Genomic DNA, 24,950 nt, shown 5'->3' on the forward strand with positions numbered 1-24,950 from the left:
GGATCAGCTGTGTGTGAAGGCTGATCCTTTTTGAGGAATAGTGGAGAAAGATAAGAGGATAATCTATGAAAACATCATTACCAGAACAGTTTGAGAATTTTGCAGATGCCAGAAGACAAGGATTTTTGAAAATCAAGGAATTGAAAGACAGTGGAAAAAATATTTGCGGTTCATTCTGTCAGTATACCCCTGCTGAAATTATTTTGGCAGCGGGATTGTATCAGGTAGGATTGTGCGGAAAAAGCGCATTATCGATTCCGACAGCAGAAACAAGACTTCCAAAGAATTTGTGTCCGTTGATTAAGTCGAGCTATGGACATGCATTGGAAGAGAGCTGTCCGTATGCATATTTTTCAGATGTTGTCGTAGGGGAAACAACATGTGACGGAAAGAAAAAGATGTATGAGCTTTTAGGCGAACTTAAACCAATGCAGGTAATTCATTTGCCGAATCTTCCGGATTATGACCGTTCCCTGGAAATGTGGACAATGGAACTGCGGACGTTTGCGAAAGGTCTTGCAGAGAAATTCGATGTAGAGATTACAGAAGAAAAATTAAATGCTGCAATTAAATGGTGTAATAAGGAGCGAAAACAGGCTGCTAGAATTTATGAACTGGGACGTTATGATCCTCCGGCAATTACAGGGATGCGGATGCGGGATATTATGGAAGGCGAGCAGTATATGTTCGATAAAGAAGAGAAATATAAGAGAATGGATGAAATCTTAAATGAGTGCGAGGAAAACTGGAAGAAAGGGAAATATCCATTTGAACCGGATCCGAATCGTCCAAGGTTAATCGTATCCGGAGCCGGAATGGGCGGTATAGAAGAGAAAACAATTAAAGTGATTGAGGAACTGGGAGGCGCTGTCGTCTGTTACGAAGGATGCTGCGGAATTTCTTCCAGAAGAAGACTTGTAGATGAAGACGAGTCAAGAGATCCATACATACGGATTGCGGAAAAATATATTGAGGTACCTTGCGCAGTAGTTTCACCAAATACGAGACGTATGAAGCAAGTGGAAGAAACGATTTCTGAATGGAAAGCAGATGGAATCATCAGTATTACGCTACATTCATGTAATCCATTTGCAATCGAAACCGAGAATATTAAGAGAGTTTGTGAGAAGTGCGGTATCCCACTGCTGCATATAGAAACAGATTTTACAGAAGGGGATGCAGGGCAGATCCGTACACGAATTGAAGCATATTTGGAAATGATTCGAGCAAGGAAAGAGGAACAATAATGAGAAAAGAAGAAGTAAAAAAATGGATCGATGATTGTCATAAGAAACATAAAAAAGCAGCAATTTATTTTTGTTCCTTTGTTCCGGTAGAGATATTGGAGGCTGCAGGATTTCAAACATTACAGATTACACATTTAGAGGAAAATGGAGATTTGTATCCGGAAGAATTGCCAAAGAATGTATGTCCGATTGTAAGAGAATGCTGTGAAATATGTGAAAGCGGTGTTTTAGAACAGGCAGACTTAATTATTGCAGAAAGTTCTTGTGATGGAAAGAAAAAAATGTTTGAACTTTTAAAGGATCAGTCGAAAGTATATTATTATCAAGTACCTCAAGGGGAAGAACAAGAATATGTACTTCCGCTGATTGCTTCTGAAAGTCGTTATTTGATTAAGATGCTTGAGCAGAGATTCGGTATTACAGTGACAGATGAAGCAATTCGTAAAGCAGCAAATGATACGAACAGACAGAGAGCGAGTGCAATGAATTTGTTGGCTGTGCAGCAGCAAGTACCTCCTTGTGCATGGGGAATGGAAGTATACGAAAAACTGCAAGAAAATATGAAACTGCCAACGAGTGAAGAGCGCATTGCAGCGAATGAGAAGGTAAGAGAAGAATTTCTGGGAAGAGAGGAGAAAGTTCCAGAAACTGCACCGCGTATTTTGCTTACAGGATGTCCGATTGGCGGAGTATATCAAAAAATTATCGAAATAGTTGAAAAAAATGGCGGTGTAGTAGTTTGTTTTGAAAACTGTGAATGTATAAAATCTAATATTCGCTTTACGGATGTAAAGAAAGACGATATAATAGCTTCGTTAGCAGAATGCTATCAAAATACTGCCTGTGCGATTATGACTCCGAATCAAAAGAGAAAGAAATTGCTGGAGCAATTAGTAACATCTTATCAAATTGCAGGAATTCTTGATATTCATTTACAGCCATGCCATGCTTATACGGTGGAGAAGTACTCTGTGGAAAAGCATTTCAGTCAGCAGGGAATTCCGTATGCAGCAATCGAGACAGGATATTCGGATGCCGATAAAGCACAGTTATCTACAAGAATAGCAGCCTTTTTGGAGATATTACAGTAATTATAAGAAATACTATGAGGAGCAATACTATATGAAAAAAACTGTAAGTTTTTTTAAAAGTTTGAAAGGAAAAATCGTGCTTATCGTCTGTATTCTTCTGGCTGGAATTATCATCAGACAAAGTCTGGAAAATCTATATGAAGAAAAGCAGGTCCAAAATGGAACGGTTACAACATATGAAGACGGAAGCAGAGTTGGAAGAAGTCTGAGCTACGCAGAGAATGTTCCGGAAGATAATAAGATTCTGCAGGCATTTTATGAACAATTTCCAACAGCGACAATGCTTGTTGCCTGTGAAGAAGATTTGACGAATGACGGGAAAAAAGATCTGGTTGTTATTTATAACACGCCTGAAGAAGATGAGGCAAGTAAGAATACTGCACTTGTCAATGGAGGACATATTCGGCTGACCGTAATGATCGACTTGGGCGACGGAGAAGCGTATGAACACACAGAACCTATTCCGGCTCCGGTTGAGAATCAAAAAATTCAATTTCAAAATATTGATAAAGCAGATGAAATGGAATTTGTGCTGCAGGGACAAAAAGGAGCGAAAGTTGGATATGGTATTTTCCGTGTCATAGAAGGAAAAGCAGTAAATTTATTTGGCGAAGGCATGGAAGAATGCTGATAGGGAGTGAGGATTAGAGGTTCTAATCAAAAAAAGAAAGGATATCGGTTTTATGGAAAAAACCGGTATCCTTTTCCCCATACTGTAGTAAGATGTACAGGTTTTGAGGGAGTATCTTCAATTTTATCGCGTAAACGTTTGATATAGACAAGAATGGTATTATCATCCGTCACATCATTTTGCCAGACTCTTGAGAAGATTTCCTTCTTAGATAAAACCTTTTCGGAATTTTCGAGAAAAAAATAGAGCAGTGCAAATTCTTTCGAAGAAAGAGAAATCTCAGTATCATTTTTTAGGACAAGCTGTGAGTCCAGATGCAGCGTGAAACATCCGCGCTGAAGTATCGGACTGACAGATGTTACAGCAGGAGTTGTATATTGCTGGGTACGTCTGACGATTGCCCGTATTTTGGAAACTAAGATTACTTTGCTAAATGGCTTGGTCATATAATCATCAGCGCCAAGTCCCAATCCCTGCACCTGTACAGCGTCTTCTTCACGACCGCTTAAAAGAATTACAGGAGTCATAATATTCATTTCGCGCAATTCTTTTAAAAAAGAAAATCCATCTTGCTCAGGCATCATAATATCCAGTAAAATGACATCAAAAGTCTGCGTCTGTAAATAGTCAAAAGCTTGTTTGCAGTTCGATGCACAACAGCAATTTATATTTTCATGTTTTAAAACATAAGAGATTGCTTTTAGAACAGATTGTTCATCATCCACTACTAAAACAGAAATATCATTCATAGGAGAATTCCTTTCTATGTATTTTATAGGTAACTATATTTTGTTATTACCTATAAAGATTATAGCGGCCATCTTTTTTTTAGTCAAACATTATAGGAGTCATTTATGAAAAATAAGAAAATATTAAAGAGACAAATATTGATAGCATGTACGAGTATCGTTTGCTTAGTTGGAGTTGTGCTTTTTAGCTATTCAAGCGTAGAAAAAATGATTATTTCACGGGAAGAAGAAAATATGAAAAGCTTAGCTAAAGTAAATGCAAGAAGTTTGTTTTCAACTTTAGAGTCAAAAAAAGATTTAGTATATGCAGCTTTTTCAGGGGATATGGAGAATTTAGATGAGGTAGAGACCGGAAGCATCAAGATGGGGGAACGCTGCGAATATGTGTCACTGGAAGAGATTACAAAACAACAGGAGTGGGAACAGAAACAATGTGCGGAAATGCTGAAAAAGCCGGGAGAAGTTGTGATAGGGCCGATTGAACAGACAGAGGAAGGGGCATATGTTTTATATATGCTGAAAACAATTTCTGTCAGAGGGAAAATTACCGGATATGTGCGTGTACAACTGGACCTGGATGAAATTTATGAAGAAGAACAGGCACTATCTGCATTAGAAACAGAAAATGGAAGATACTGCATTGTTCAGAACGAGGCAGGAAAAACGATTATGCCCGGAACTTACAGGAAAGAAGATATTTCGATATCACATATTGCCGGCAAAGGAAGTACCGTAAAATGGATTTACGAAACAAATGGAGGTTCGTTAAAAAATACAAAAAAATTAATTGCCTGTGAGACGATTACAATCGGAGAAGAGAAACTATTTTTGTATATTATTGAGAATTATGATGAATTAGTAACTCCATTGGAACGAATTTCACTGGATTTTAGTTTGATCGGCATATTATTAGTTATGACAGCAATCGGATTCATTTATAAATTACAGGAACATCATAAGAAGGAAACCGAATTGGTCAAAGAACTTCAGCACGAAAAGACGCTGAATGAGACAATGAAAAAACAGGAAGGATTGATGAAGAAATACAATCATTCCAAGAATTTGGGAGTATTGACCGGAGCAATTGCGCATGAATTTAATAATCTGATGACACCGATTGTTTTATATGCAGAATTATTAGAAGAAAATGAAGTTGTACAGAAAGAAATGCCGGAGGAAATCAATGAACTAAAAACTTCAGCCGTTCGCTGCGGAGAATTGGCAAGACAATTATTAGATTACAGCAGACAGGGAAAAGCGGAAAAAGTTTTGACCGATTATGATGCGGTTTATGCAATGCATGAAGCTATAAATATTGTAAAAAAAATACTTCCGGAAAATATTGTGTTACAGGAAAATATTTGCAAAACACCGTATAAAATACATGGGCAGGTTGGATCGCTCAATCAGATTGTATTGAATTTGGCTACCAACGCAGTTCATGCAATGAAAAACGGCGGGGTATTAAAGATTGAATTTGGTCTAAGTACAGATGACGATAAAGTTGTACGACTTATTATCGAAGATAATGGTGAAGGGATTCCAACAGAGATTAAGCAGAAAGTATTCCAACCATTTTTTACAACTAAAAAAATGAGTGAGGGAACCGGGATTGGTCTTACCGTTGTAAAGCGTCTGACAGAAGAACATGGAGGAACTATCCGGGTAAAAACAGAAATAGGAAAAGGAACAATATTTATCGTAGATTTTCCATATGTAACTGAAGAAAAAATTCCTGCGTCAAACTGATCTGACGCAGGAATTTTTTAGTGCTTATTTATCTTTTTCTTTCAGATTCTCGTTGAGATACGGAGTTGCTGTTTTAGAAATGTCAACCGCGTCCTCATCAGAGATACCATCAATTGTTTTTGCGTTGTTGTACCAATCTTCAAATGTAATTCCGAGTGGTGAAATTGGATCAACGTCTTCTTTTATGAATTCTTCAAAATCGCGAGTTCCCGCTGATTCATGTAATGCAGTGGCTTTCTGGAGTGATTCTTCATAAATTGATTTGTAGTTAATATCAATTTCCGGAATTGGTGGATTCTGCCACTGTGTGTCAAATTTCTCATCATTTTCCAGGTTAGATTCTGACCAGTGCCATGTGATTGTACGACCTTCTGCAACAGTTTTCATGTATACTGTACGAAGCGCTACATATGGATCACAGTCAAATCCATCAGCAAACATCATAGCTGCATTATAAGGATGCGTATATAAATACTGAACTGCAAGTGTGTGTGCATATACGAGACGACGAGCAAGTTCTGGGCATTTCTGCTCAAAATCTTTATTCATACTGAGTGTACAGCATCTTGCCCAAGAGTCAGCATCCGGTACATTACCGTTTTCATCAAGATTTGTTCCCCAACTGATACACATAATATGTCCGAAACCTTCGAACTCTGCCTGAGAGGCATAAGGGTCTCAGCAGACGAAGCCGTCAATCTGACCGGCTTTTAATGCGAACATGGCATCGGCTTGTCCCATACTGACGATGTCATAATCTTCTTTATTATAGGAAAATCCATAATCTCTTGCCCAACCGCGCCATTCTGAATCTTCAGCAGGTTCAGCAGGCATTGCAAGTGTCTTGCCTTCAATATCTTTCGCTTCTTTAATGTCGTTACTTACTACTAAGTAACGGGAACCACCGGTGTGGTTTGCGGATGCAATAAAATATGGCGGATTCTGTGAAAGACCGGCAGCGCCAACTCCGATATAACCAACGTCCATTGCGCCGCTAATAAGCGCTTTTGTTGTTTCACCGGATTTTGTAAGATTAACATTTAATCCCATTGCCTCGTAAATACCGGCTTTCTCACCAATGATGGAAGCAACCATATGGTCACAGTTATTATAACCCATCTCAATTACATAATCTTTTTCAACATCATTTAACTCGCCGAATTCAAAATCTTTGACTTCTTCTTTTGGATCGTAGCTTGTCTTTTTGATGTCGATTGTAGCTTCGTTCTTACTACTGTCATGACAGCCTGTGAGGAGACCGCATACCATTGCAGTAGCGAGAAATGCAGCTAAAACTTTCTTTTTCATGTCATTTCCCCCTTCGTATGTCATATTAAAAAATTAATATTTATTAATATTTGCAAAGTCATTATAGCAGAGGAATTTGGAAAAAGAAAGTAATCCGCAGATGTATTTGATTTTCAAATGAAGACAGAGTGAAATATATAAAAAATAAATAAAGCCTGAAGAAATAACGAAAACAGGTTATTTCTTCAGACTTTCTATAGACGGCAGCAATCTGGCGGACATGCTGATGTCTCCGTCTGTATTATGCTTTCCACTGTAACAGTACTCTTTCACAAAGTACAAGAACAGTGTCGATCAGGAAACCAATCAGACCGGCAATTATCATATATGCGATAACTGTTGAAGTCTGTAAACGGCCCTGAGCTTCCACCATTATGTAACCGAACCCGGCACTTGTCGCAATGAACTCCGCTCATATAACAGACATCCATCCAAGTCCGATTGCCAGTCGAATTCCGGTCAGCACTCCAGGAAGAGAGCCCGGAATAACAATATCTTTTATAATGCTTAATGTTCCTGCTCCCATTGATCGCGCGGCATTATAGAAATCCTTGCTGATATCCTGTACACCTGCAACGGTATTTAAAATAATTGTAAAAATACCGCTAAATGCGATCAGGAAAATTGTTGGACCATCACCGATACCAAGCCATACAATAGATAAAGGAACCCACGCCATAATTGGAACTTGTCTTAAGGAGTTGATAAATGGAGACATTGCCTGCAAAATTTTAGGAGAATATCCCATAATCATTCCTAAAGGAAAACCAATAATGAAAGCATATAAGGAACCGGTCAGAACTCGGCGCATCGTAATTCCGAGATTTTTAAGAACGTATAAATCAGATAGAGAATAAACGACATCATGTAATACGGTCTCTAAATACGGGAATGTAAATGGAGAATCTACGATGTGTGCAGCAACATACCAGACGATTGCAATAATAATAAGAGAAATGATTGCTCCGACATTATAGTTTTTGCCGCCCATTTTTCGCCAATTTTGCCGATCTTTCATTTTGGTGGCGTGGATCATACGATCTACTTGTTTGTTTTCACTCAAAACCTCACCCCCTTGATGAATAGATATGAATAAATTGTAATAATTCAAAAAAATCATAGCAGATTTATTTGTAAGAAGATATAAATATTCATAACAAAAATAAATGAATATTAATATATTAGGTTTTTTAATAAAACAAGAAAAGAATTTAGAACTCCGTTATAATTAGGAAGATATATAGATATTATAGGGAGGTGTAAAAGTGGAAAAGCCATGTATCGAGTATATCAGTGTATGTGCGTGATGCGAAGTATTCGGGGACTTGGTTCAAGTTTTAGAGAAAGAATATGAAGGCAGAGTACATGTAAAAATATATCGCGCAGGTACAGACTTCGATTATATTAAAAAGTATGGTTCAGTTTCTAAGAGTATGCTTGTAATCAATGAGAAAAAAGCAGTAACGAAGCTGACAAAACAAGCTGTGCGAAACGCATTTGAGGAGGCTTTAAAACTATAATGAGAGAGGTATTGGACTTTTTGTACAGCATTATCCAGTCGGCCTGGTCGATGCTGAACAGTTCTTCTGCCTGGGTTGTTTTCAGCTTTATCGTTGCAGGGTTGCTGCACGAGTTTATTAAGCCTGAGAATTTGCAGAAGACAGCAATTGGTTCTACGAAAGTGAGAGGGGTATTCTGGACAACGGTAACCGGAATGTTGCTTCCGATCTGCAGTTGCGGAACGATTCCATTGGGAATCAGTATGTACTACAGCGGAGCCTATCTTGGTCCCACATTAACCTTTATGACAAGTACGCCGGTCATCAACCCATTGGCGGTGTTGCTGTCATGGGGGCTTTTGGGAAAAGAAATTACAATTATATATGTAATTTCAGGATTTGTAGGACCAATGCTCATCGGAATGATTGCGAATCGTTTTGGCGGAGATGAATTACATATTGGTCTGCGCAATAAAAAATATGGCGGATCGGAAGTTTCTGTTAAGCTTGAAACCGATGAAGAAGACTCCGAAGGAGGCGGTATGATTCAGCTGGAGTTTGAAGAACCGTCCTTCTGGGAGAAAATTAAAAGCGGTCTGCGTTGGTCAGCGACAGAACTTGCAGTCACCATCAGTAAGTACAGTGTTACAGGAATGTTGATTGCAGGATTTTTATTTACCATTGTCCCACAGTCATTTATTCATGATTATCTCGGTCAGCCGGGAGTGATTTCTTTATTCGGAATTGCTGTTGTCTCAACATTTATGTATGTTTGAGCGGTAGGCCATATACCGTTTATTGCAGCTCTGGTAGCCAGTGGAGCTGCACCAGGTATATCAATCATGTACCTGATGGCTGGAGCAGGTACGAACGTGCCGGAACTTCTTACGATCACAAAGATGATCGGAAAAAGAGCCAGCGCAATGTATTTTTCAATGATAGTAGCATTGGGATTTATTTCCGGTTATATTGCGAACAAATTATTGATGCCGGGATTTAAACCGGTGTTGGATTTCGACAGAACATCTAACACAATTAAGCAGGCGAATAAACTGATGATTGAGCTTCCTGCCTGGGCAAATTGGATTTGCAGCGGAATTATCATCGCATATGCAGTTGTTGCATTATACAGATATCTTCGGAGAAAGATGAAGAAAGCATAATTCATGAGTATTCAGAAAAAAGTTGTCATTTTTATTATTGGATTTATTGTTGTAGGTTTCCTGATTAGTTTTGGGTTTCCAAAAGAGAAGGCAATGAACGAGAATGCTGAGATTAGAATTGGCGCAGGTGACGATCTGTCAGGTGTGCTAATGAAAGAAACGGTAGAGTTTCTGAGTGAAACGTATGAAATCAAGGATTCACTGGAAAGCTCATCGTTTCAGGATTGCTGAAGCAATCTTGCTCAGTGGGCACTGAGTGCGAAAGAAATTAATCTTGCATTTTATTGTCAGCATGTTGCCGTACATACCGTGGAGCAGAATGAACATGTGGAAATCTATGGTCCTGCAATTATGAATGCAGAAGTAATCAGTTATAAAAATGAATGGGAGAAGGTAAAAACAGTCGGAATCAGTCAGGGAAGGGAACAGGAAAAACAGGTGGCACAGGAAACGTATCCACAGATCGAGAGTTTTCAGGATGTAACCCAGAAAGGCATTCTTTATACATTAGAAGATGGACAGGTGGATGCAGTAATTCAGGATGTGACGAAGGCGGCAAAAGTACCGCAGTACCGGAACAAACCGCTTTCAGCCCATGACTATATTTCCTATGTGCTTGTAGTAGAGAAAGAATTTGCAAAAACAAAAGCATTTGAAGACTTTGTGATCAGTTATAACCAGGCAGTAGAGAAATTAAATCAACCGGAATATCTGGCAGAAAAACTTGGAGTGCAGAAGGAATGGATTCAGGACAAGCAGATAGAGTTTTTACCGTTAGAATTGAGGCAGTAAACAAAGATATAGGTACAGAGGAGAGGAAAGAGATGTCTATTTCAGTAGAACATATTTCAAAAACATTTAAAAACAAGAGAAAACCGGAAGAGCCGGCGCAGGTATTGAAGGATGTTTCTTTTGAGGTGGGAGAGGGAGAATTTGTTTCTCTGCTTGGTCCTTCCGGATGTGGAAAGACAACAACATTGACAATTATTGCCGGATTCCAAAAGCCGGATGATGGAAAAATTATTGTAAATGGAAAAGAAGTCAGCAAGCCTGGGACAGATCGTGCATTTATGTTTCAGAATTATGCATTATTTCCGTGGCTGAAAGTTGGAGAAAACATTGAATATCCAATGAAAAAAATGAAAGTTCCGAAGGAACAGCGCAAACAGACGCTGAAAGAGTTATTAGAGATGGCTCAGCTTACAGAGTATGAGAATCACTATATACATGAACTTTCCGGTGGTATGAAGCAGAGGGTTGCGCTTCTTCGTGCAATTGCCTGTGATCCGCAGGTACTTTTAATGGATGAGCCGCTTGGAGCGGTAGATTTCCAGATGAGACAGATGCTCCAGATGCAGCTGGAAAGTATTTTACAAAAGAAAAAGACGACAGCACTTATGGTAACTCACGATGTGGATGAGTCTATTTATCTGAGTGACCGGGTCGTTGTGATGTCACGAAATCACGGGAAAATACTGGCAGATATTAAGATTGACCTGCCGAGACCGCGTGATCGTACGAATCCAAAATATCATGACTATGTAGACCAATTAACGACTGTGCTGAAATCTGCGTTAAATGGAGAGGTTTACACAGATGATGATAAGGATTTAATGGAATTTATACAGGGAGTGGAAAGTGGAAAATAATGGCACAGAAGATTAAAAACGTACATGAGAAATTTACAGAGCGGGAGAATGCACTTCGACTTGCAATTATTAATGAAACAGTAAATAACGGCAGAGCATTTGATCTGGAAGAAGATAGAGTTGCGGTACTTGGCAAGCTTCAAATGAGTGGAAAAGAATATAAAGAAATTTGTGAGAAGTTACTGGAAGAGGACGGAATGGTGCTTGACGGAACAAAGGTAAACTTCATTTATCCTGTGTCGGCTCTTCCAACAAATCACAGAGTAACACTTGCAGATGGAAGAACTTTTACTGCTATGTGTGCAATTGACGCAATTGGAGCTGCATTTACATTTCATCAGGACACAGAAGTTCATTCAGTCAGCGCAGTCAGCGGGGAACCGGTTTTTGTAAAGATCACAGACGGTAAGGTGGCAGAGTATTCTCCAAAAGAACTTCATGCATTGACATTTCCGCTTGGAGAAATGTCAAACTGGGCAGGCTCCTGCTGAAATGTTATGAACTTTTTCTGCAGTGGTGCAGAATTCGATCAATATGTTGCGGATATGGAATTAGATCCGGAACTGGTAATTAAGGCTGATATTGACAGAGCCGTAAAAGAAGCATATGAAATCTTTCACACAGAAGCGAGTGCGGATGATTTGAAACGGCTGCTGGCAAAGGCAATATAAAGCAATTTGAAGGGGAATGGCACAGCAAACGGAGGAGGATTACAACAATGAAAGTAGCTTATTTATTTGAATCAGAACATGCGAGAGAGATTCTTGAGACGATGATTATTCCGCAGTTGGAAGAAGGAAGACATGGCGTAGAAGTAGCCGGAATGATGTTCTTCTTTGACAATACTTATATGTTGGTGGAAGGATCTGATATCGGAGCAAGACTGCAGGCGCTCAGCGAGAAGACAGGCATGCTTCTTATGGCATGTGACCGCTGCTGCTATCAGAGAGATATTGCTGATAAACTTGTGGCACCGGCAGGAATCGGATGTTTCCCGAATGTTTATGCAGCACTTGCACCTGCAAATGTAGATCAGGTTATTACGTTGTAGAATCAGTGAAACATATCAATTCAAATGATAAGGAGATTGTAAGATGAGAGTATTAAGCGTACCGGGACTTTGCTGTCCAGAATGTGCAAAGAAAATTGACGCAGCATTAGAAGATGCGGCAATTAAGCATGAAGTTGATTTTGAAGGCAAGAAAGTATCTATTTGTGACTGCGATCATTGTATGGAAGTGACAATGGATATTCTGAAAGAAATGGGATTCGAAGCAGAACGTATTGCATAAAATTTGAGGGAATTTTAAAACGGATCCCTAGAGTGGAATGAGATAAACCGCCGGAAGACAGACGAAAATAGCTGTTTTCCGGCGGTTTTGCTATGTAGTTTTGCAAAGAAAATCCGGAGAGAGGATTTATTTGCAAATGCACCTATAGATATTAAGAATGTTGTTGCTGAAAAAGCTTTGTCACAGCGCGTCTGCCATTGACTTTGGCAGTGACCATTTTGTATAACGTACAAGGGAAATTCAGTTTCTGACAGAAAGACAGAATCTGTTCTTCGGTACTGTCAGGGAAACGCAGCGCCAAACCGCATCCACTGCTGATATCAGAAGGAATCGGCATGATGAGAGCGCGGATCTGCTCTCTTGACAGGGAGAGCGCTGTCATGGCATCCCGTGTGTTTTCAAAAGCTAAAATGTGGTAATAGTCCATTTGATGCACACTTTCCGGTTAGCACTGTGCACCGAGCAATTCAATGAAAGCGCCAAGTCTTGTGTCAATCTGTGCCTGATCGGCAGGAGAATAGTCGGTATTGATAGCCATATAAGGAAGCTGCTTCTCAGTTGTTACATAGCGCTTGATTGTGTCTGCCTCAATTGCAAATGTATGGCAGGCGTGAAGAAGTACTTCCACAACGCCGTCTACCTGATATTCATCAATCTGTGTGCCAAGGGCATCAAGACGCCCCGGATTCGGGCTCATAACAGAACAGTTGACGCGGAGATATTTTTCTGCAATCGCGGTAATTGGATCTTTTGTTTCATTAACCGGATCTTTTTTCTCACGCGGACCACAGCAGTTTTCGAATCCAACAACATCGGCGCCGAGCTCTTCGATTCGCTTGATAACCTTATCCATAACACCGGTTGTCGGACATCCGGTAATGAGGATACGCGGGCGGGATGGTTTGCCTTTATATTCTTTTTCGTACAGATCCTTCAGTTCGGCAGTACGTTTTTCCAGATATGCAATCTTTCCTTCGATATCATAATTGTAATCGTTAGAAGAAATGATTGTATTGATCTCATAACCGCTGACCGGAGAAGGTTTCAGACGTCCGACCTCAAAAAAGTCGAGGACGGCTTTTCGCTCTCGATTCCTCAGTTTGATTGCTTCACGGATCTTCTCATCTGTAATCTCAATTCCATAAAAACGCTCAAATTCTTCTTTGATATCAACAACCTCTGCTTTCCAGAATTCCAGTGCTTTGACACCGGTACTTCCAGGTGGAAGCTGCATGACATGAGTGTGCTTTAGCTCTCCGAGCAATTCGTACATTTTCTTTTTGCCGTCGCACGTTGTTTCGGCAAGGATCATATCGGAAAAATAGAAAAACGGACATTTTCCGGAGAGAGCGCCGCCGTAGCTTGACTTAATCAGTGGACAGAGGTTCTTTGGAAGTCTTGTTTCAGCCGGAGGAATCAGTTCTTCACTGATACCGCAAAGCCCTACGGCGATAGCATCTGCAGCAGTAACAAGTTCTGACGGAGTGTAGGTGCAGAAAGTACCGACAATGCGTCGTCCCTGATCTTTTAGTTCTTTTAAACGAAGAAATGATTTCTTTCGAGCTTCCGGGAATGTTTCAAAATCTTCCGGTAAATTTAATTCTGGCATAGTTGTTCTCCTTTTGTGTTTCATTCATTGCAAATATAGATTTATTATAATACGAAGATTTATACAGTGGTCATTGAAAGATATGATAAATGATAGCTTTTAATAGAGAAAAGCAATAAATATTAAAAAAGGATACATTCATTATCGTAAAAGTATTGAAAGAAGTATCATAAAGAAAGTGTGTTGACATGTTAAACTATGGTGCAATATAGAAAAATGTAAAAAGAAACGGAGGATGTTAAAGTGGAATATTATGCTGCAGTACAGGAAAATGACAAAAGAGGCGCAGGGTGGTGGAGTGTATCTCTAAGGTCCTGCGCCTTTGTTTACTCAGAATGAGTGTGATTTATCGGGGTTATAGTCCCCATATTTGGTTGTATCACTGATTATTCTTACAGAATTGCTATTTATTATAGTTTACAATCGTTTTAAGATCGTAGAGATAGATGGTATCTGAGTTTTCGGCTTCTATTTCGATTTTCTTATCAAAACCGGATTCAGAAAATAAGGCGTAATAGAATTTTGCTTTTGCTTTTTGTGGAGTTAATTTTGCTAAGGTGTCGAGATATTCAGAGTAATCAAACGGGCTGTGTTTGAATTTACATTCTCCCACGAAATATTCTTTTGCGTCCCTTCCGATGCCCAGTAAGTCAATCTCTGTTTCTGCTATTCTTAATCCGCTTTCCGCGTTTTTATCACGAACGGTCGTTTTCCCTGTCCAGCGTCCCATTTTGGCATAACGAAATGGCAAGGCATTTTTCTTTTGCAGTTCACGCACAAATTCTTTGCAAACATCTTCAAACGATAATGAAGTAAACTCGTGTAATGCGGGTTCTACAAGATATTCATAAACACCGTCCACATCCCCATCTTCAAGCTGGGATAGATTCGCAAAGCCGAAAGCATACCAAAAACGGAAAAAATTATCGGTTAAACGGTAAGTTCCTCGATTTGTGTTTGCCTTTTCTTTCGTCCCCAGATCAACAGAAAATTCGCGCTCGACAATGCCAAGTTCTATTAGGTTTTTTAGATAGACACTTGTTTTTGAAGTGTCTTCCACAAGCGATTTTTGGCTAATATCATTCAGTTTTGTATTGCCCAGAGCAACAGCTTCAATAATGGAATTATAGATTGGAGTTTCTCTGAGTTCCTGATGGAGCAAAAAGTCTACTTCACTATAAAGTACCGAGCCTTTGGTAAGAATATTGCGTTTGATGTTTTCGGCAAGGTCAAGGTCAGGGTTGAACTGATTGAGATAGTGAGGAATACCACCAAGTACGGCATAAGCAAGTATCTTATCTTTTTCCGAGTAATTTGGGAAAAAACGAGCAGCATCGTAAAATCCCATTTTATTCATTTTGTAAATACCTGTTGCTCTGCCATATAGCGGATTTTTTTCTGCAAGTAATTCTTTTTCAATAAAACTCATTGCGCTGCCACAGAGGATGATCATTACATTACTATCTTTCAGATCTGTATCCCAGAGGTTTTGCAGAATAGATGGGATACTCGGATTTCCTTTGCACATATATGGAAATTCGTCGATTACAATTAGCTTTTTCTTCTCTCTGTATGGCAGATCGAGGATCGAGCGAAACGCTTTCTCCCAATCAGCAAATTCAGATATATATTGTTTGGCCGGAATATCCTCCCGTAAAATTTGCTTTGAAAATTTTGCAAGCTGCACTCTGTCCGTACTTTGCGTACAGGAGTAGAAAATATGTGGTTTGTGTTTGCAAAATTCCCTAAGCGTTTCCGTTTTGCCTACACGCCTTCTGCCGTATAAAACAATCAGCTGACCTTTCTTTTCATCGTATTTATCTTGCAGGAATTTTAGTTCCTTTTCTCTTCCGATGAACATAAAGTCACCCCCCTAAAATATCTAATCGTGATTTACTAAATCGTGATTTGATATTATTATACTTATAAAAGAAGAAAAAATCAAGGGGCGTATTCTCTAAAATATATTTCAAACGCCATAGCTTATTCCAACAGGGTATCTCGACTATCGCCTCCTTTTATGATATAATTCAGTATTATGCAGTAGTGAAGGGAGGCGTTTTTATGGGCGGACAGAAGCCTGAAAAAACGAAAAAACATATATGTGTTGGTCTGTTGGCTCATGTCGATGCAGGAAAAACAACCTTATCGGAGGCGCTTCTTTATTTGAACGGAGCGATCAGAAAGGCCGGACGAGTAGATCATGGAGATGCTTTTCTTGATAATTTTGTACTGGAACGTGAGCGGGGAATTACAATTTTCTCGAAACAGGCAGAGCTTACAATGGGGAAGATGCAGGTGACACTGTTGGATACGCCGGGGCATGTGGATTTTTCGGCAGAGATGGAGCGGACGCTGCAGGTACTTGACTATGCTGTTCTTGTGATTAATGGAGCAGACGGTGTTCAGGGACATACGCAGACACTCTGGAAATTGCTTAAGCGATATCGGATTCCGACATTCTTATTTATCAATAAGATGGATCAGCCGGGAACAGACCGGGAAAGGATTTTGGAAGAGCTGAAAAAACGTTTAGACGAGGGCTGTATTGATTTTCTCGGAGAGAAAGAAGACATGCTTGAGCAGATTGCTATGACCGATGAGGATGTGTTGGAATCTTATTTGGAGAGCGGAGATGTACGGGATAAAGAGATCATACAACTGATTATTGAGCGGAAGGTATTTCCGTGTTACTTTGGATCTGCGTTGAAAATGTCGGGTGTGGAAGAATTTCAGAAAGGTCTGGAAATATATACTGCAGGCAAAAGTTATCCGGAGCAGTTTGGGGCGAAGGTATTTAAGATTGCCAGAGATGAACAGGGCAACCGTTTGACTTACATGAAGCTGACCGGGGGGAGCTTAAAGGTAAAAGAATTGCTTACGAATCGATCTTCGGAAAGTCAGATGGCAGATGAAATCTGGGAAGAGAAAGCGGATCAGATTCGCATTTATTCCGGAACAAAATATGATACCGTGAAAGAAATAGCAGCAGGAGAGGTCTGCGCTGTTACCGGACTTACAAGAACCTATCCGGGACAGGGACTTGGAATAGAAGCCGCTTCTGCGCAGCCGGTACTTCAACCGGTGCTTACTTATGGGCTGATACTTCCGGAAGGGACGAATGTGCACGAGATGCTTTTGAAAATGAAGAGGTTAGAAGAGGAAGAACCGGAACTTCATATTGTGTGGAATGAACATCTTGGCGAAATCCATGTTCAAGTAATGGGAGAAATTCAGATTGAAATTCTAAAAAGTCTGATTCGAGAGCGGTACGGTGTGGAAGTAGAATTTGGAACGGGAAGTATTGTATATAAGGAAACAATTACAAAACGTTCCGAGGGAGTAGGGCATTTTGAGCCGTTAAGACACTATGCGGAAGTACATTTGATATTGGAGCCGGGAGAACCAGGCAGCGGTCTTGTATTTGATACGATCTGCAGTGAAGATGTACTTGATCGGAACTGGCAGAGATTGATTCTGACGCATCTGGGAGAACGCGAGCATCCGGGGGTGCTGTCGGGAGCTCCGATCACGGATATGAAAATTACTCTGGCGGCAGGAAGAGCCCACTTAAAGCATACAGAAGGGGGAGACTTCCGTCAGGCAACGTACAGAGCGGTCCGTCATGGACTGAAGAGAAATGAGAGTGTGCTTCTGGAACCGTATTATGCATTTCGTCTGGAACTTCCGCCGGATCTAATCGGAAGGGCAATGACGGATATACAGCGGATGGGAGGTACATTTGAACCGGCACAGACGGAAGGAGAAATGACTGTTTTGACCGGAAGTGCACCGGTATCTGAGATGAGAGATTATCCGAGGGAAGTAACGTCCTATACAAGAGGCCGGGGACGGATCTTCTGCACACCGGGAGAATACAGACCATGCCATAATACAGAAGAGGTATTGGCATCGATGGGATATGATGCAGAGCAGGATACAGAAAATCCAACCGGTTCGGTGTTCTGTGCTCATGGAGCCGGATATTATGTGCCGTGGAATGAAGTGGAAGAACATATGCATATCGAATCGCAAATGGGAAAGTGGCAGCGACAGAGGGCAGCAATGGAACAAAGTGAGACTGAAATCTCTGCGAGTGGAGATACAGCGGACGAGGGATCTGTTTCCGGAAGCGCTTTTGCCGGCTATGGAAGCTGGCAGGAAGAAAAAGAGCTGGAAGAGATTTTTAAGAAAACTTATGGAGAACGCCGACCGAAATATGTAGTGCCAGGCGGGATTACCGGGAAAAGTTTTACGAAGCCGAAGCCGGTGCGGGAGGAAATCTATGATTATTATCTGCTTGTGGATGGCTATAATGTAATTCATGCATGGGAAGATCTGAAAGAACTTGCAGCGGTGAATCTGGATGGAGCCAGAACGAAGCTGATGGATATTATGTCGAATTATCAAGGATACAAAAAATGCAATGTCATCATCGTATTTGATGCCTATAAGCAGGAAGGGTATCAGGGTGATGTGGTACATTATCACAATCTTGATGTTGTTTATACAAAAGAAGCGGAGACGGCAGACCAATATATCGAGAAAGTTGTCCATGACATCGGCCGTAAATATAAAGTGACAGTGGCAACTTCTGACGGGCTTGAGCAGATTATTATCCGGGGGCAGGGAGCTTCACTTCTGTCGTCGAGGGAACTGCGAACAGAAATTGAGATTGCGAACGCTCAGATTCAGGAAGAAATTGCAGAAAAACGGCAGAAGAATGGAAACTACCTGTTTAATTATCTGGATGAAGATCTGAGTGAATATATGGAGGAAATCCGTTTAGGGAAGAAGGAGGAGAAGAAGTTATGACATTTCAGGAAGTAATAGAAAAAGCAAAGGGAAATATCGGACCGTACTGTAAGGCATGCCCAGTGTGCAATGGAAAAGCATGCAGAAATCAGATGCCGGGACCGGGGGCGAAAGGTGTTGGAGACACAGCGATACGTAATTATGATAAATGGCAGGAAATCCGTGTCAATATGGATACAATTACAGAGAATACACCGGTAGATACAAGTCTGGAACTGTTCGGACAGAAGTTTCGTTATCCATTTTTTGCAGGTCCGGTCGGAGCTGTGAAGCTTCACTATGGAGACAAACATACGGATGCAACGTATAATGACATTCTCGTATCTGCCTGTGCAGAAAATGGAATTGCGGCGTTTACCGGTGACGGGGTAGATCCGGAAGTTATGAAAGCAGCCGCAAAAGCAATTAGCAGTGTGGAAGGCAAAGGGATTCCGACAATAAAACCATGGAATCTGGAAACCATTGAAGAAAAAATGAAATTAGTAAAGGAAGCCGGAGCATTTGCGGTAGCAATGGATGTGGATGCGGCAGGTCTTCCATTTTTAAAGAATATGAATCCTCCGGCAGGAAGAAAGACAGTGGAGGAACTTGCTGAGGTAATCAGAGGCTGTGGAACAACTCCATTTATCGTTAAGGGAATTATGACTGTCAAAGGCGCTCTTAAGGCAAAAGAAGCAGGAGCGGCAGCTATCGTAGTATCGAATCATGGCGGAAGAGTTCTGGATCAGTGTCCGGCTACGGCAGAAGTGCTCCGCGAGATCAAGACAGCTGTTGGGGATTCCATGAAAATCTTTGTGGACGGAGGAATCCGGTCCGGTACGGATGTATTTAAGGCATTAGCTCTCGGTGCAGATGCGGTAATCATTGCAAGACCATTTGTAACAGCCGTGTACGGTGCGGAAGAAGAGGGGGTCAAAGCATATGTGGAGAAAATCGGTGCAGAACTGGAAGATACAATGGCAATGTGCGGCGCCCATGCACTTTATGAGATTTCACCGGATATGATAAGATAGAATACGATAGTATAAAGTAAGATGCGAAAAAGCAAGACTGGAGGCGCGGACTATGAAAGGGATATTCTATACAGCTTTAGGGGCAGTATCAGCATATGTACTGGCAATTATTCCGGGAAGGAAAATGGGAAAAGCATCATTGCCGGATGTATACTATGCGCACCGGGGACTCCATGAGAATCATAATGGCTGTCCGGAGAATACGTTAAAAGCATTTCAAAGAGCAGTGGATGCCGGATATGGGATTGAAATGGATATCCAGTTGACAAGAGATGGAAAAGTTATTGTTACCCACGATATGGATTTGAAAAGAGTTGCGGGAATCCGTGAAAAAGTAGATCATTTTACATATGAAGAATTGCAGGAGATCCCTCTGTTCGAGTCCGGGGAAAGAATCCCGCTTTTGGAAGATGTTCTAAAGCTTGTGGACGGAAAAGTTCCGCTGATCGTAGAATTGAAATACAAACAGGGCAGTGCCATCTGCGAAAAAGCAGATCAGCTTTTGAAAAATTATAAAGGGTATTACTGTGTGGAATCTTTTCATCCCCAAGTTCTTTTCTGGTATCGAAAACACCGGCCGGAAGTAATGCGGGGACAGCTTGCCATGAATTATCGCAAGATAGAAGGATGGGAAAACCCGCTTCACTGGGCGCTTGAGAACTTGTTGTTTAATTTTCTGACGAAACCGGATTTTATCGCCTATGACAGAAGAACCCCGCGGGCAGTTGCAAAAGAACTTTGCCGAAGGGTTTTTCAGTGTCCGGCGGTGGCATGGACAATCCGAAGCCAGGAGCAGTTAGAGGCGGCAAAGCCTTATTTTCAGTATTTTATTTTTGAGGGATTTACACCGGAAAAATAGCAGAAAGGAATAAAAAATGAATAAAACAATGATAACTGTGCTATATGAAAAGGAGAGTCAGATACTGCAGTTTGCGGCTTCTGAATTAAAAAAATATCTGGAAAAATTGTGGGTGCAGGTTAGTATTCTGCCATATCACACGCCGGATTATTTTCTAAAAGAAATTGTGTTAGAAGTGTCAGACGAATTTGAGGTAGAGAACGAGAAATTAGATGATGGTTATGAAATCTGTATTGATAATCTTTCCGGCTACATCCGCGGTGTAAATGAGCGGAGTGTACTTCTTGGGGTATATCGTTTTTTAAAAGAGATTGGTTTTAGTTTTCTGCGACCGGGAATCTTTGGGGAAAAAGCGCCGCAGTATTTGCGTGAGCACCATGTCAATCTGCGGGAACTTCCGTCTTACCGTCATCGGGGAATCTGTATTGAAGGAGCGGTTTCCTATGAAAATGTACTGGAAATGATTGACTGGCTTCCGAAAGCAGGAATGAATTCTTATTTTACACAGTTTTTTGTTCCATATGAATTTTTCCGTTCCTGGTATGAACATCGCAATAATCCGCATGCAGTACCGGAGGAAGTTCCTTCGGTGGAAGAAGCGGAACGGTTCATCAGAGAGACGGTATCGGAACAGATGAAGTTAAGAGGACTCCTCTGGCACGCAGCCGGCCATGGCATCACAACGGCGGCAGTGCAGGTTCAGGGACTTGGCTGGGATGAAGATGATATTTCCATTGTACCGGAAGAATTTCGAAGCTGGCTTGCAGAAGTAAGCGGGGAACGGAAACTTTTTGGCGGGATTGCATTAAATACCCATTTGTGCTATTCCAAGCCGGAAGTGCGGGAGCGCATTGCAAATGTGGTTATTGAATATTTAGAGAAAAATCCGGGCGTGGATGTAATGCATTTCTGGCTTGCAGATGCCAGCAATAACAGCTGTGAATGTGAAGATTGCCGCCGCAGGCTTCCGGCAGACTGGTATGTGGAGATGCTGAATTTGGTAGATGAGAAAATGACAGAGAAAGGGCTTGAGACAAAAATTGTATTTCTCAGTTACTGTGATCTGCTCTGGCCGCCAAAGGAAGCAAGAATCCAGAATGAAGACCGTTTTCTCTTTATGTTTGCACCGATTTCCCGTTCTTACAAACAGGCACTGCCGACAGAAACAGATGCAAAGATACCGGAGTTTTCCCTGAATCATTGTAAAATGCCGGATGCTGTGGAGGAAAACCTTGCATTTTTAAATGGTTGGAAACAGGTCTTTGGCGGAGACAGCTTTATTTATGATTATCATTATATGTGGAATCTTTTCCGTGACTGGGGTGATTTCTACGAAGCAAGAGTGCTCTGGCAGGATATTCGGAATCTGGAAGAAATTGGATTAAATGGCTATATGAGCTGCCAGGAAACAAGGGCATTTGCACCGACCGGACTGGGGATGTTTATTCTTTCGGAGACTTTGTGGAAAAAAGAACAGGATTTTGGTGAACTTGTGGATAAGTATTTTCAGCTTGCCTACGGAGAGCATGGGGAGGAGATCCGCTCTTATGTAGAAAAACTGTCCCGCCTTTCTTATGAAGAACAGCCGGAGAGCGACCGGGCAGGGGAAGATCCTCTGGCAGCGGAAAAACTGGAGGCTGGAATACGCCTGACCGAAGAAATGCGGCCGCGGCTGGAACATTTTATGCAGCAGGCAACAGGCACAGATCAGGTATCCTATGAATATCTGTTAAGCCACGGACAGGCAGCGGAACTGTATATGCAGGCAATGCTGGAGCGAAGAAGGGGAAAGGAAGAGAAAGCAAAGGCGGCCTATGAACGTCTGAAAATATATCTTGGTGTGAGCGAGACGAGATGGCAGGGCGGATTTGATGTTTACTGGTTTATACGGCATTTGGATCCACTATTTAAGAAATAAGAGAAAGAAGAATCAATATGCATGATCAATTGACAAAAAGCGATATTCAGAAGATGAAAGAGGAAATTGAGTATCGGAAACTGGTTGTTCGCAAAGAAGCGTTAGAGGCAGTGAAAGAAGCCAGAGCCCACGGAGATCTGAGTGAAAATTTCGAGTATCACGCAGCGAAAAAGGATAAGAATATTAATGAAAGCCGGATACGGTATCTGGAACGGATGATTAAGACGGCAGAAATTATTTCTGACGAATCGAAGGAAGATGAAGTGGGACTGAATAATACGGTAGAAATCTATTTCGAAGACGAAGATGAAACAGAAACATTTAAGCTTGTAACAACAGTAAGAGGAAATTCTCTGGCCGGGAAGATCAGTACAGAATCTCCGATCGGTAAGGCTGTGCTTGGCCATAAAGTCGGAGACAGAGTGTTTGTAAAAGTTGGAGAGAGCGGCGGTTACTATGTGCAGATCCGTGCTTTAGATAAAACATCAGACGATTCTGACGCATTGAGAAAATTTTAAATCGTATATAAAATCCTGTTTTAAGACAATCACAGATTAACTGGGGATAAGTCTTGAAACAGGATTTTTGTTTCAGGTTACGAATTTGTAAGGTTTCTGTGAGAAAATGTAAGGAAATTCAATGGAAGTAAAGAAAAAGGGAGGCTATAATAAGGACATAGAAGCAAAGAGGAGACATTTTAAGACGCTGACGGCGACTGCGATGCAGATGTACAGCGGCGGAAAAGGAAGGCATAGATGAAATTATTAAAGAAACTACTGGCTTTTATGATACTGTTGTTCTTGCTTGCCTGCGGTTATCTTGGATATAAGGGATATCAGGAGTATGAGACAGCTCTTTCTGCTATGAGTATGGAAGAGATGGAACAGAAAATTCAATCCATTGGGAATTACACAAAGTTGGAGGATCTGCCGGAAACGTATGTAAAGGCAGTTTTGGCAGTGGAGGATAAGAGATTTTACAGACATTTTGGAATCGATCTGATTGCCACCTGCCGGGCTCTCGTAAATGACATAAAGGCAATGGCTCCGGTGGAAGGAGGAAGTACGATCACACAGCAGCTTGCGAAAAATCAGTACTTTTCTCAGGAAAAGAAAGTAACGCGAAAGATTGCGGAATTATTTATGGCATTTAAGATGGAGCAGAGCTTTACAAAAGATCAGATATTAGAAATGTATGTGAATTCTATCTTTTTTGGAAATAATTATTACTGCGTGGGAGATGCGAGTATCGGCTACTTTGGAAAACTGCCGGCGCAGATGAATGATGATGAGTGTACGATGTTGGCGGGGATCCCAAATGCACCGTCTGTCTACAATCCGGTTGTAAATCCGGAACTGGCAAGGCAGCGGCAGCAGCAGGTTATTAGAAAAATGGAGCGGTGTGGAGATGTATTTCAGGGGAGAAGGTAATTTACCGTCTCCTCTGATTTTAGTCGGATAAGCCGGCAGACTCTGCCATCCGGTTTAACCAGAATGGATAGAAGTCTGCTGTAAAATGGTAATCATCCGGTTCAAAGTATTCTGATTTTACAAGATTTGTATTATCGAGATAGATTAAATCTTCTTCCTCACAAAGTTCCTGGAGGATAGCATTGTAAGGGGTTATATCAGCGTAGTAAGAGCAGGAGGCAATTTTCTTTTCCTGTACCGGGAAAATAGAATTCATATAAATTGTTGCATCCGGCTGAATCGATTTGATATTTTGAATGATTGTTTTGTATTCTTTTTTAAACTCCGTCATATTTTCTCCAATCCGCTCAATATCGTTGGAGCCATAGGAGAGGAAAATGTTCTGTGGTGACAGATTCCGGAGAACTTCATAATGAGAATCCATTGTGTTCATATTCACTCCGATTGTCGCGATTACGCTGGAAGGGGGAAGCAAATCATATGCGCTAATGGCTTCGGTAATGGAGTCGCCCATAATAACGCTGTTGGCAAAGAGCTGTTTGTAGTTCCGGGAAGCCGGATCAATATCAGCTGCATCTGCAGAAGTATTGTCTTCGGATACATCAGTATTATCAGCATTTTGCAAAGAAGCAATTTTCTTTTCGATTTCGGAGATATCTTTTGTTTCCAGTTCTTTTAGTAGAGCAACGCCTTTGGAAGTATCTGATTCTTTAGAAGGAGTCAACAGATGGATCAATACCGGTATCATTATCAAAAGGAAGATACCAATGCCTATTGTGATAAGTTGTTTTCGTTTCATGTAAATGCCGCCTTTATTATTATTGAATTATAGTCTTATCGAATATCTTAACACTTCCTGAGCGAGATTACAATGTGGCGGATGAATATGTAAAGAATTGTAAAGAAACAGGTACATAAGTATAGAATC

At 41.0% G+C, this 24,950-nt stretch carries 22 protein-coding genes and 3 pseudogenes; 18 read left to right on the forward strand and 7 right to left on the reverse strand.

Annotated features, from left to right (window positions below):
- Positions 1-65 precede the first annotated feature (65 nt).
- The 3 genes from KFE17_13670 to KFE17_13680 are packed head-to-tail and all read left to right on the forward strand — an operon-like array spanning position 66 to position 2,969.
- Positions 66-1,247: a 2-hydroxyacyl-CoA dehydratase gene (locus KFE17_13670; GenBank protein ID QUO31850.1), complete on the forward strand. Its 1,182-nt coding sequence runs from the start codon at positions 66-68 to the stop codon at positions 1,245-1,247.
- Complete coding sequence (locus tag KFE17_13675; GenBank protein QUO31851.1) at positions 1,247-2,338, forward strand: 2-hydroxyacyl-CoA dehydratase; 1,092 nt, start codon at positions 1,247-1,249, stop codon at positions 2,336-2,338. The genes KFE17_13670 and KFE17_13675 overlap by 1 nt, the downstream gene beginning before the upstream one ends.
- 31 nt (positions 2,339-2,369) lie before the next feature.
- Positions 2,370-2,969 carry a hypothetical protein gene (locus KFE17_13680; protein QUO31852.1) on the forward strand — a complete coding sequence of 200 codons (600 nt, stop codon included), beginning with the start codon at positions 2,370-2,372 and terminating at the stop codon, positions 2,967-2,969.
- Positions 2,970-3,019: 50 nt separating this feature from the next.
- Here the strand turns inward: KFE17_13680 and KFE17_13685 are convergent, their stop codons facing one another.
- The gene (locus KFE17_13685) at positions 3,020-3,718 is read right to left on the reverse strand and encodes a response regulator transcription factor (protein ID QUO31853.1); all 699 of its coding nucleotides are present in this window, start codon (positions 3,716-3,718) and stop codon (positions 3,020-3,022) included.
- A 105-nt stretch (positions 3,719-3,823) separates the two neighbouring features.
- Between KFE17_13685 and KFE17_13690 the strand changes: the two genes are divergently transcribed.
- Positions 3,824-5,467 carry a HAMP domain-containing histidine kinase gene (locus KFE17_13690; GenBank protein QUO31854.1) on the forward strand — a complete coding sequence of 548 codons (1,644 nt, stop codon included), beginning with the start codon at positions 3,824-3,826 and terminating at the stop codon, positions 5,465-5,467.
- A 24-nt stretch (positions 5,468-5,491) separates the two neighbouring features.
- On the opposite strand, the pseudogene KFE17_13695 reads toward KFE17_13690, so the two are convergent.
- A pseudogene (locus KFE17_13695) lies at positions 5,492-6,775 on the reverse strand (ABC transporter substrate-binding protein).
- A gap of 412 nt (positions 6,776-7,187) precedes the next feature.
- Positions 7,188-7,895 (reverse strand): ABC transporter permease subunit, encoded by a 708-nt coding sequence (locus KFE17_13700; GenBank protein ID QUO31855.1) that lies wholly within the window; start codon positions 7,893-7,895, stop codon positions 7,188-7,190.
- Positions 7,896-8,100: 205 nt separating this feature from the next.
- Between KFE17_13700 and KFE17_13705 the strand changes: the two genes are divergently transcribed.
- The 8 genes and pseudogenes from KFE17_13705 (at position 8,101) to KFE17_13740 (ending at position 12,378) form a co-directional block, all read left to right on the forward strand.
- On the forward strand, positions 8,101-8,295 hold the full coding sequence (locus tag KFE17_13705; protein ID QUO31856.1) for a hypothetical protein: 195 nt from the start codon (positions 8,101-8,103) through the stop codon (positions 8,293-8,295).
- Positions 8,295-9,437: pseudogene (locus tag KFE17_13710) on the forward strand (permease). The gene KFE17_13705 and the pseudogene KFE17_13710 overlap by 1 nt, the downstream one beginning before the upstream one ends.
- Positions 9,438-9,440: 3 nt before the next feature.
- Positions 9,441-10,229, forward strand: a pseudogene (locus KFE17_13715) (hypothetical protein).
- Between the two features lie 32 nt (positions 10,230-10,261).
- Positions 10,262-11,086 carry an ABC transporter ATP-binding protein gene (locus KFE17_13720; protein QUO31857.1) on the forward strand — a complete coding sequence of 275 codons (825 nt, stop codon included), beginning with the start codon at positions 10,262-10,264 and terminating at the stop codon, positions 11,084-11,086.
- Entirely contained in the window at positions 11,086-11,577 is a 492-nt protein-coding gene (locus KFE17_13725) for a hypothetical protein (GenBank protein ID QUO31858.1), read from the forward strand. Before KFE17_13720 ends, KFE17_13725 begins: the two co-directional genes overlap by 1 nt.
- Positions 11,578-11,583: 6 nt before the next feature.
- Positions 11,584-11,757: a hypothetical protein gene (locus KFE17_13730; GenBank protein ID QUO31859.1), complete on the forward strand. Its 174-nt coding sequence runs from the start codon at positions 11,584-11,586 to the stop codon at positions 11,755-11,757.
- A 47-nt stretch (positions 11,758-11,804) separates the two neighbouring features.
- Complete coding sequence (locus KFE17_13735) at positions 11,805-12,137, forward strand: sulfur reduction protein DsrE (protein QUO31860.1); 333 nt, start codon at positions 11,805-11,807, stop codon at positions 12,135-12,137.
- A 43-nt stretch (positions 12,138-12,180) separates the two neighbouring features.
- Positions 12,181-12,378, forward strand: a complete 198-nt coding sequence (locus KFE17_13740) for a hypothetical protein (GenBank protein QUO31861.1) — start codon at positions 12,181-12,183, stop codon at positions 12,376-12,378.
- 151 nt (positions 12,379-12,529) lie between these two features.
- Here KFE17_13740 and KFE17_13745 read toward each other — a convergent pair whose 3' ends face one another.
- From KFE17_13745 to KFE17_13755, 3 genes are all read right to left on the reverse strand, one after another.
- The gene (locus tag KFE17_13745) at positions 12,530-12,814 is read right to left on the reverse strand and encodes a DUF3343 domain-containing protein (GenBank protein QUO31862.1); all 285 of its coding nucleotides are present in this window, start codon (positions 12,812-12,814) and stop codon (positions 12,530-12,532) included.
- A 9-nt stretch (positions 12,815-12,823) separates the two neighbouring features.
- Complete coding sequence (locus KFE17_13750) at positions 12,824-13,987, reverse strand: 2-hydroxyacyl-CoA dehydratase (protein QUO31863.1); 1,164 nt, start codon at positions 13,985-13,987, stop codon at positions 12,824-12,826.
- A 403-nt stretch (positions 13,988-14,390) separates the two neighbouring features.
- Positions 14,391-15,848 carry an ATP-binding protein gene (locus KFE17_13755; GenBank protein ID QUO31864.1) on the reverse strand — a complete coding sequence of 486 codons (1,458 nt, stop codon included), beginning with the start codon at positions 15,846-15,848 and terminating at the stop codon, positions 14,391-14,393.
- Positions 15,849-16,051: 203 nt separating this feature from the next.
- Between KFE17_13755 and KFE17_13760 the strand changes: the two genes are divergently transcribed.
- From KFE17_13760 to KFE17_13785, 6 genes are all read left to right on the forward strand, one after another.
- Positions 16,052-18,802, forward strand: a complete 2,751-nt coding sequence (locus tag KFE17_13760; GenBank protein ID QUO31865.1) for a TetM/TetW/TetO/TetS family tetracycline resistance ribosomal protection protein — start codon at positions 16,052-16,054, stop codon at positions 18,800-18,802.
- Positions 18,799-19,815, forward strand: a complete 1,017-nt coding sequence (locus KFE17_13765) for an alpha-hydroxy-acid oxidizing protein (GenBank protein ID QUO31866.1) — start codon at positions 18,799-18,801, stop codon at positions 19,813-19,815. The genes KFE17_13760 and KFE17_13765 overlap by 4 nt, the downstream gene beginning before the upstream one ends.
- A 52-nt stretch (positions 19,816-19,867) precedes the next feature.
- Positions 19,868-20,674 carry a glycerophosphodiester phosphodiesterase gene (locus tag KFE17_13770; protein ID QUO31867.1) on the forward strand — a complete coding sequence of 269 codons (807 nt, stop codon included), beginning with the start codon at positions 19,868-19,870 and terminating at the stop codon, positions 20,672-20,674.
- Positions 20,675-20,690: 16 nt separating this feature from the next.
- On the forward strand, positions 20,691-22,592 hold the full coding sequence (locus KFE17_13775) for a DUF4838 domain-containing protein (protein ID QUO31868.1): 1,902 nt from the start codon (positions 20,691-20,693) through the stop codon (positions 22,590-22,592).
- Between the two features lie 17 nt (positions 22,593-22,609).
- On the forward strand, positions 22,610-23,110 hold the full coding sequence (greA, locus tag KFE17_13780; GenBank protein ID QUO31869.1) for a transcription elongation factor GreA: 501 nt from the start codon (positions 22,610-22,612) through the stop codon (positions 23,108-23,110).
- A 237-nt stretch (positions 23,111-23,347) separates the two neighbouring features.
- The gene (locus tag KFE17_13785; protein ID QUO31870.1) at positions 23,348-24,022 is read left to right on the forward strand and encodes a transglycosylase domain-containing protein; all 675 of its coding nucleotides are present in this window, start codon (positions 23,348-23,350) and stop codon (positions 24,020-24,022) included.
- Positions 24,023-24,041: 19 nt separating this feature from the next.
- Here KFE17_13785 and KFE17_13790 read toward each other — a convergent pair whose 3' ends face one another.
- Complete coding sequence (locus KFE17_13790) at positions 24,042-24,821, reverse strand: phospholipase (protein ID QUO31871.1); 780 nt, start codon at positions 24,819-24,821, stop codon at positions 24,042-24,044.
- Positions 24,822-24,950 lie beyond the last annotated feature (129 nt).

Source organism: Faecalicatena sp. Marseille-Q4148 (assembly GCA_018228665.1).
Taxonomy (GTDB): domain Bacteria; phylum Bacillota; class Clostridia; order Lachnospirales; family Lachnospiraceae; genus UBA9414.

Excerpts from the sequence above, each read along its gene's own strand:
- KFE17_13670 (QUO31850.1), top strand. The coding sequence starts at position 66 with ATGAAAACATCATTACCAGAACAGTTTGAGAATTTTGCAGATGCCAGA.
- KFE17_13675 (QUO31851.1), top strand. The coding sequence starts at position 1,247 with ATGAGAAAAGAAGAAGTAAAAAAATGGATCGATGATTGTCATAAGAAA.
- KFE17_13680 (QUO31852.1), top strand. The coding sequence starts at position 2,370 with ATGAAAAAAACTGTAAGTTTTTTTAAAAGTTTGAAAGGAAAAATCGTG.
- KFE17_13685 (QUO31853.1), bottom strand. The coding sequence starts at position 3,718 with ATGAATGATATTTCTGTTTTAGTAGTGGATGATGAACAATCTGTTCTA.
- KFE17_13690 (QUO31854.1), top strand. The coding sequence starts at position 3,824 with ATGAAAAATAAGAAAATATTAAAGAGACAAATATTGATAGCATGTACG.
- KFE17_13700 (QUO31855.1), bottom strand. The coding sequence starts at position 7,895 with ATGATTTTTTTGAATTATTACAATTTATTCATATCTATTCATCAAGGG.
- KFE17_13720 (QUO31857.1), top strand. The coding sequence starts at position 10,262 with ATGTCTATTTCAGTAGAACATATTTCAAAAACATTTAAAAACAAGAGA.
- KFE17_13725 (QUO31858.1), top strand. The coding sequence starts at position 11,086 with ATGGCACAGAAGATTAAAAACGTACATGAGAAATTTACAGAGCGGGAG.
- KFE17_13730 (QUO31859.1), top strand. The coding sequence starts at position 11,584 with ATGAACTTTTTCTGCAGTGGTGCAGAATTCGATCAATATGTTGCGGAT.
- KFE17_13735 (QUO31860.1), top strand. The coding sequence starts at position 11,805 with ATGAAAGTAGCTTATTTATTTGAATCAGAACATGCGAGAGAGATTCTT.
- KFE17_13740 (QUO31861.1), top strand. The coding sequence starts at position 12,181 with ATGAGAGTATTAAGCGTACCGGGACTTTGCTGTCCAGAATGTGCAAAG.
- KFE17_13750 (QUO31863.1), bottom strand. The coding sequence starts at position 13,987 with ATGCCAGAATTAAATTTACCGGAAGATTTTGAAACATTCCCGGAAGCT.
- KFE17_13755 (QUO31864.1), bottom strand. The coding sequence starts at position 15,848 with ATGTTCATCGGAAGAGAAAAGGAACTAAAATTCCTGCAAGATAAATAC.
- KFE17_13760 (QUO31865.1), top strand. The coding sequence starts at position 16,052 with ATGGGCGGACAGAAGCCTGAAAAAACGAAAAAACATATATGTGTTGGT.
- KFE17_13765 (QUO31866.1), top strand. The coding sequence starts at position 18,799 with ATGACATTTCAGGAAGTAATAGAAAAAGCAAAGGGAAATATCGGACCG.
- KFE17_13770 (QUO31867.1), top strand. The coding sequence starts at position 19,868 with ATGAAAGGGATATTCTATACAGCTTTAGGGGCAGTATCAGCATATGTA.
- KFE17_13775 (QUO31868.1), top strand. The coding sequence starts at position 20,691 with ATGAATAAAACAATGATAACTGTGCTATATGAAAAGGAGAGTCAGATA.
- greA (QUO31869.1), top strand. The coding sequence starts at position 22,610 with ATGCATGATCAATTGACAAAAAGCGATATTCAGAAGATGAAAGAGGAA.
- KFE17_13785 (QUO31870.1), top strand. The coding sequence starts at position 23,348 with ATGAAATTATTAAAGAAACTACTGGCTTTTATGATACTGTTGTTCTTG.
- KFE17_13790 (QUO31871.1), bottom strand. The coding sequence starts at position 24,821 with ATGAAACGAAAACAACTTATCACAATAGGCATTGGTATCTTCCTTTTG.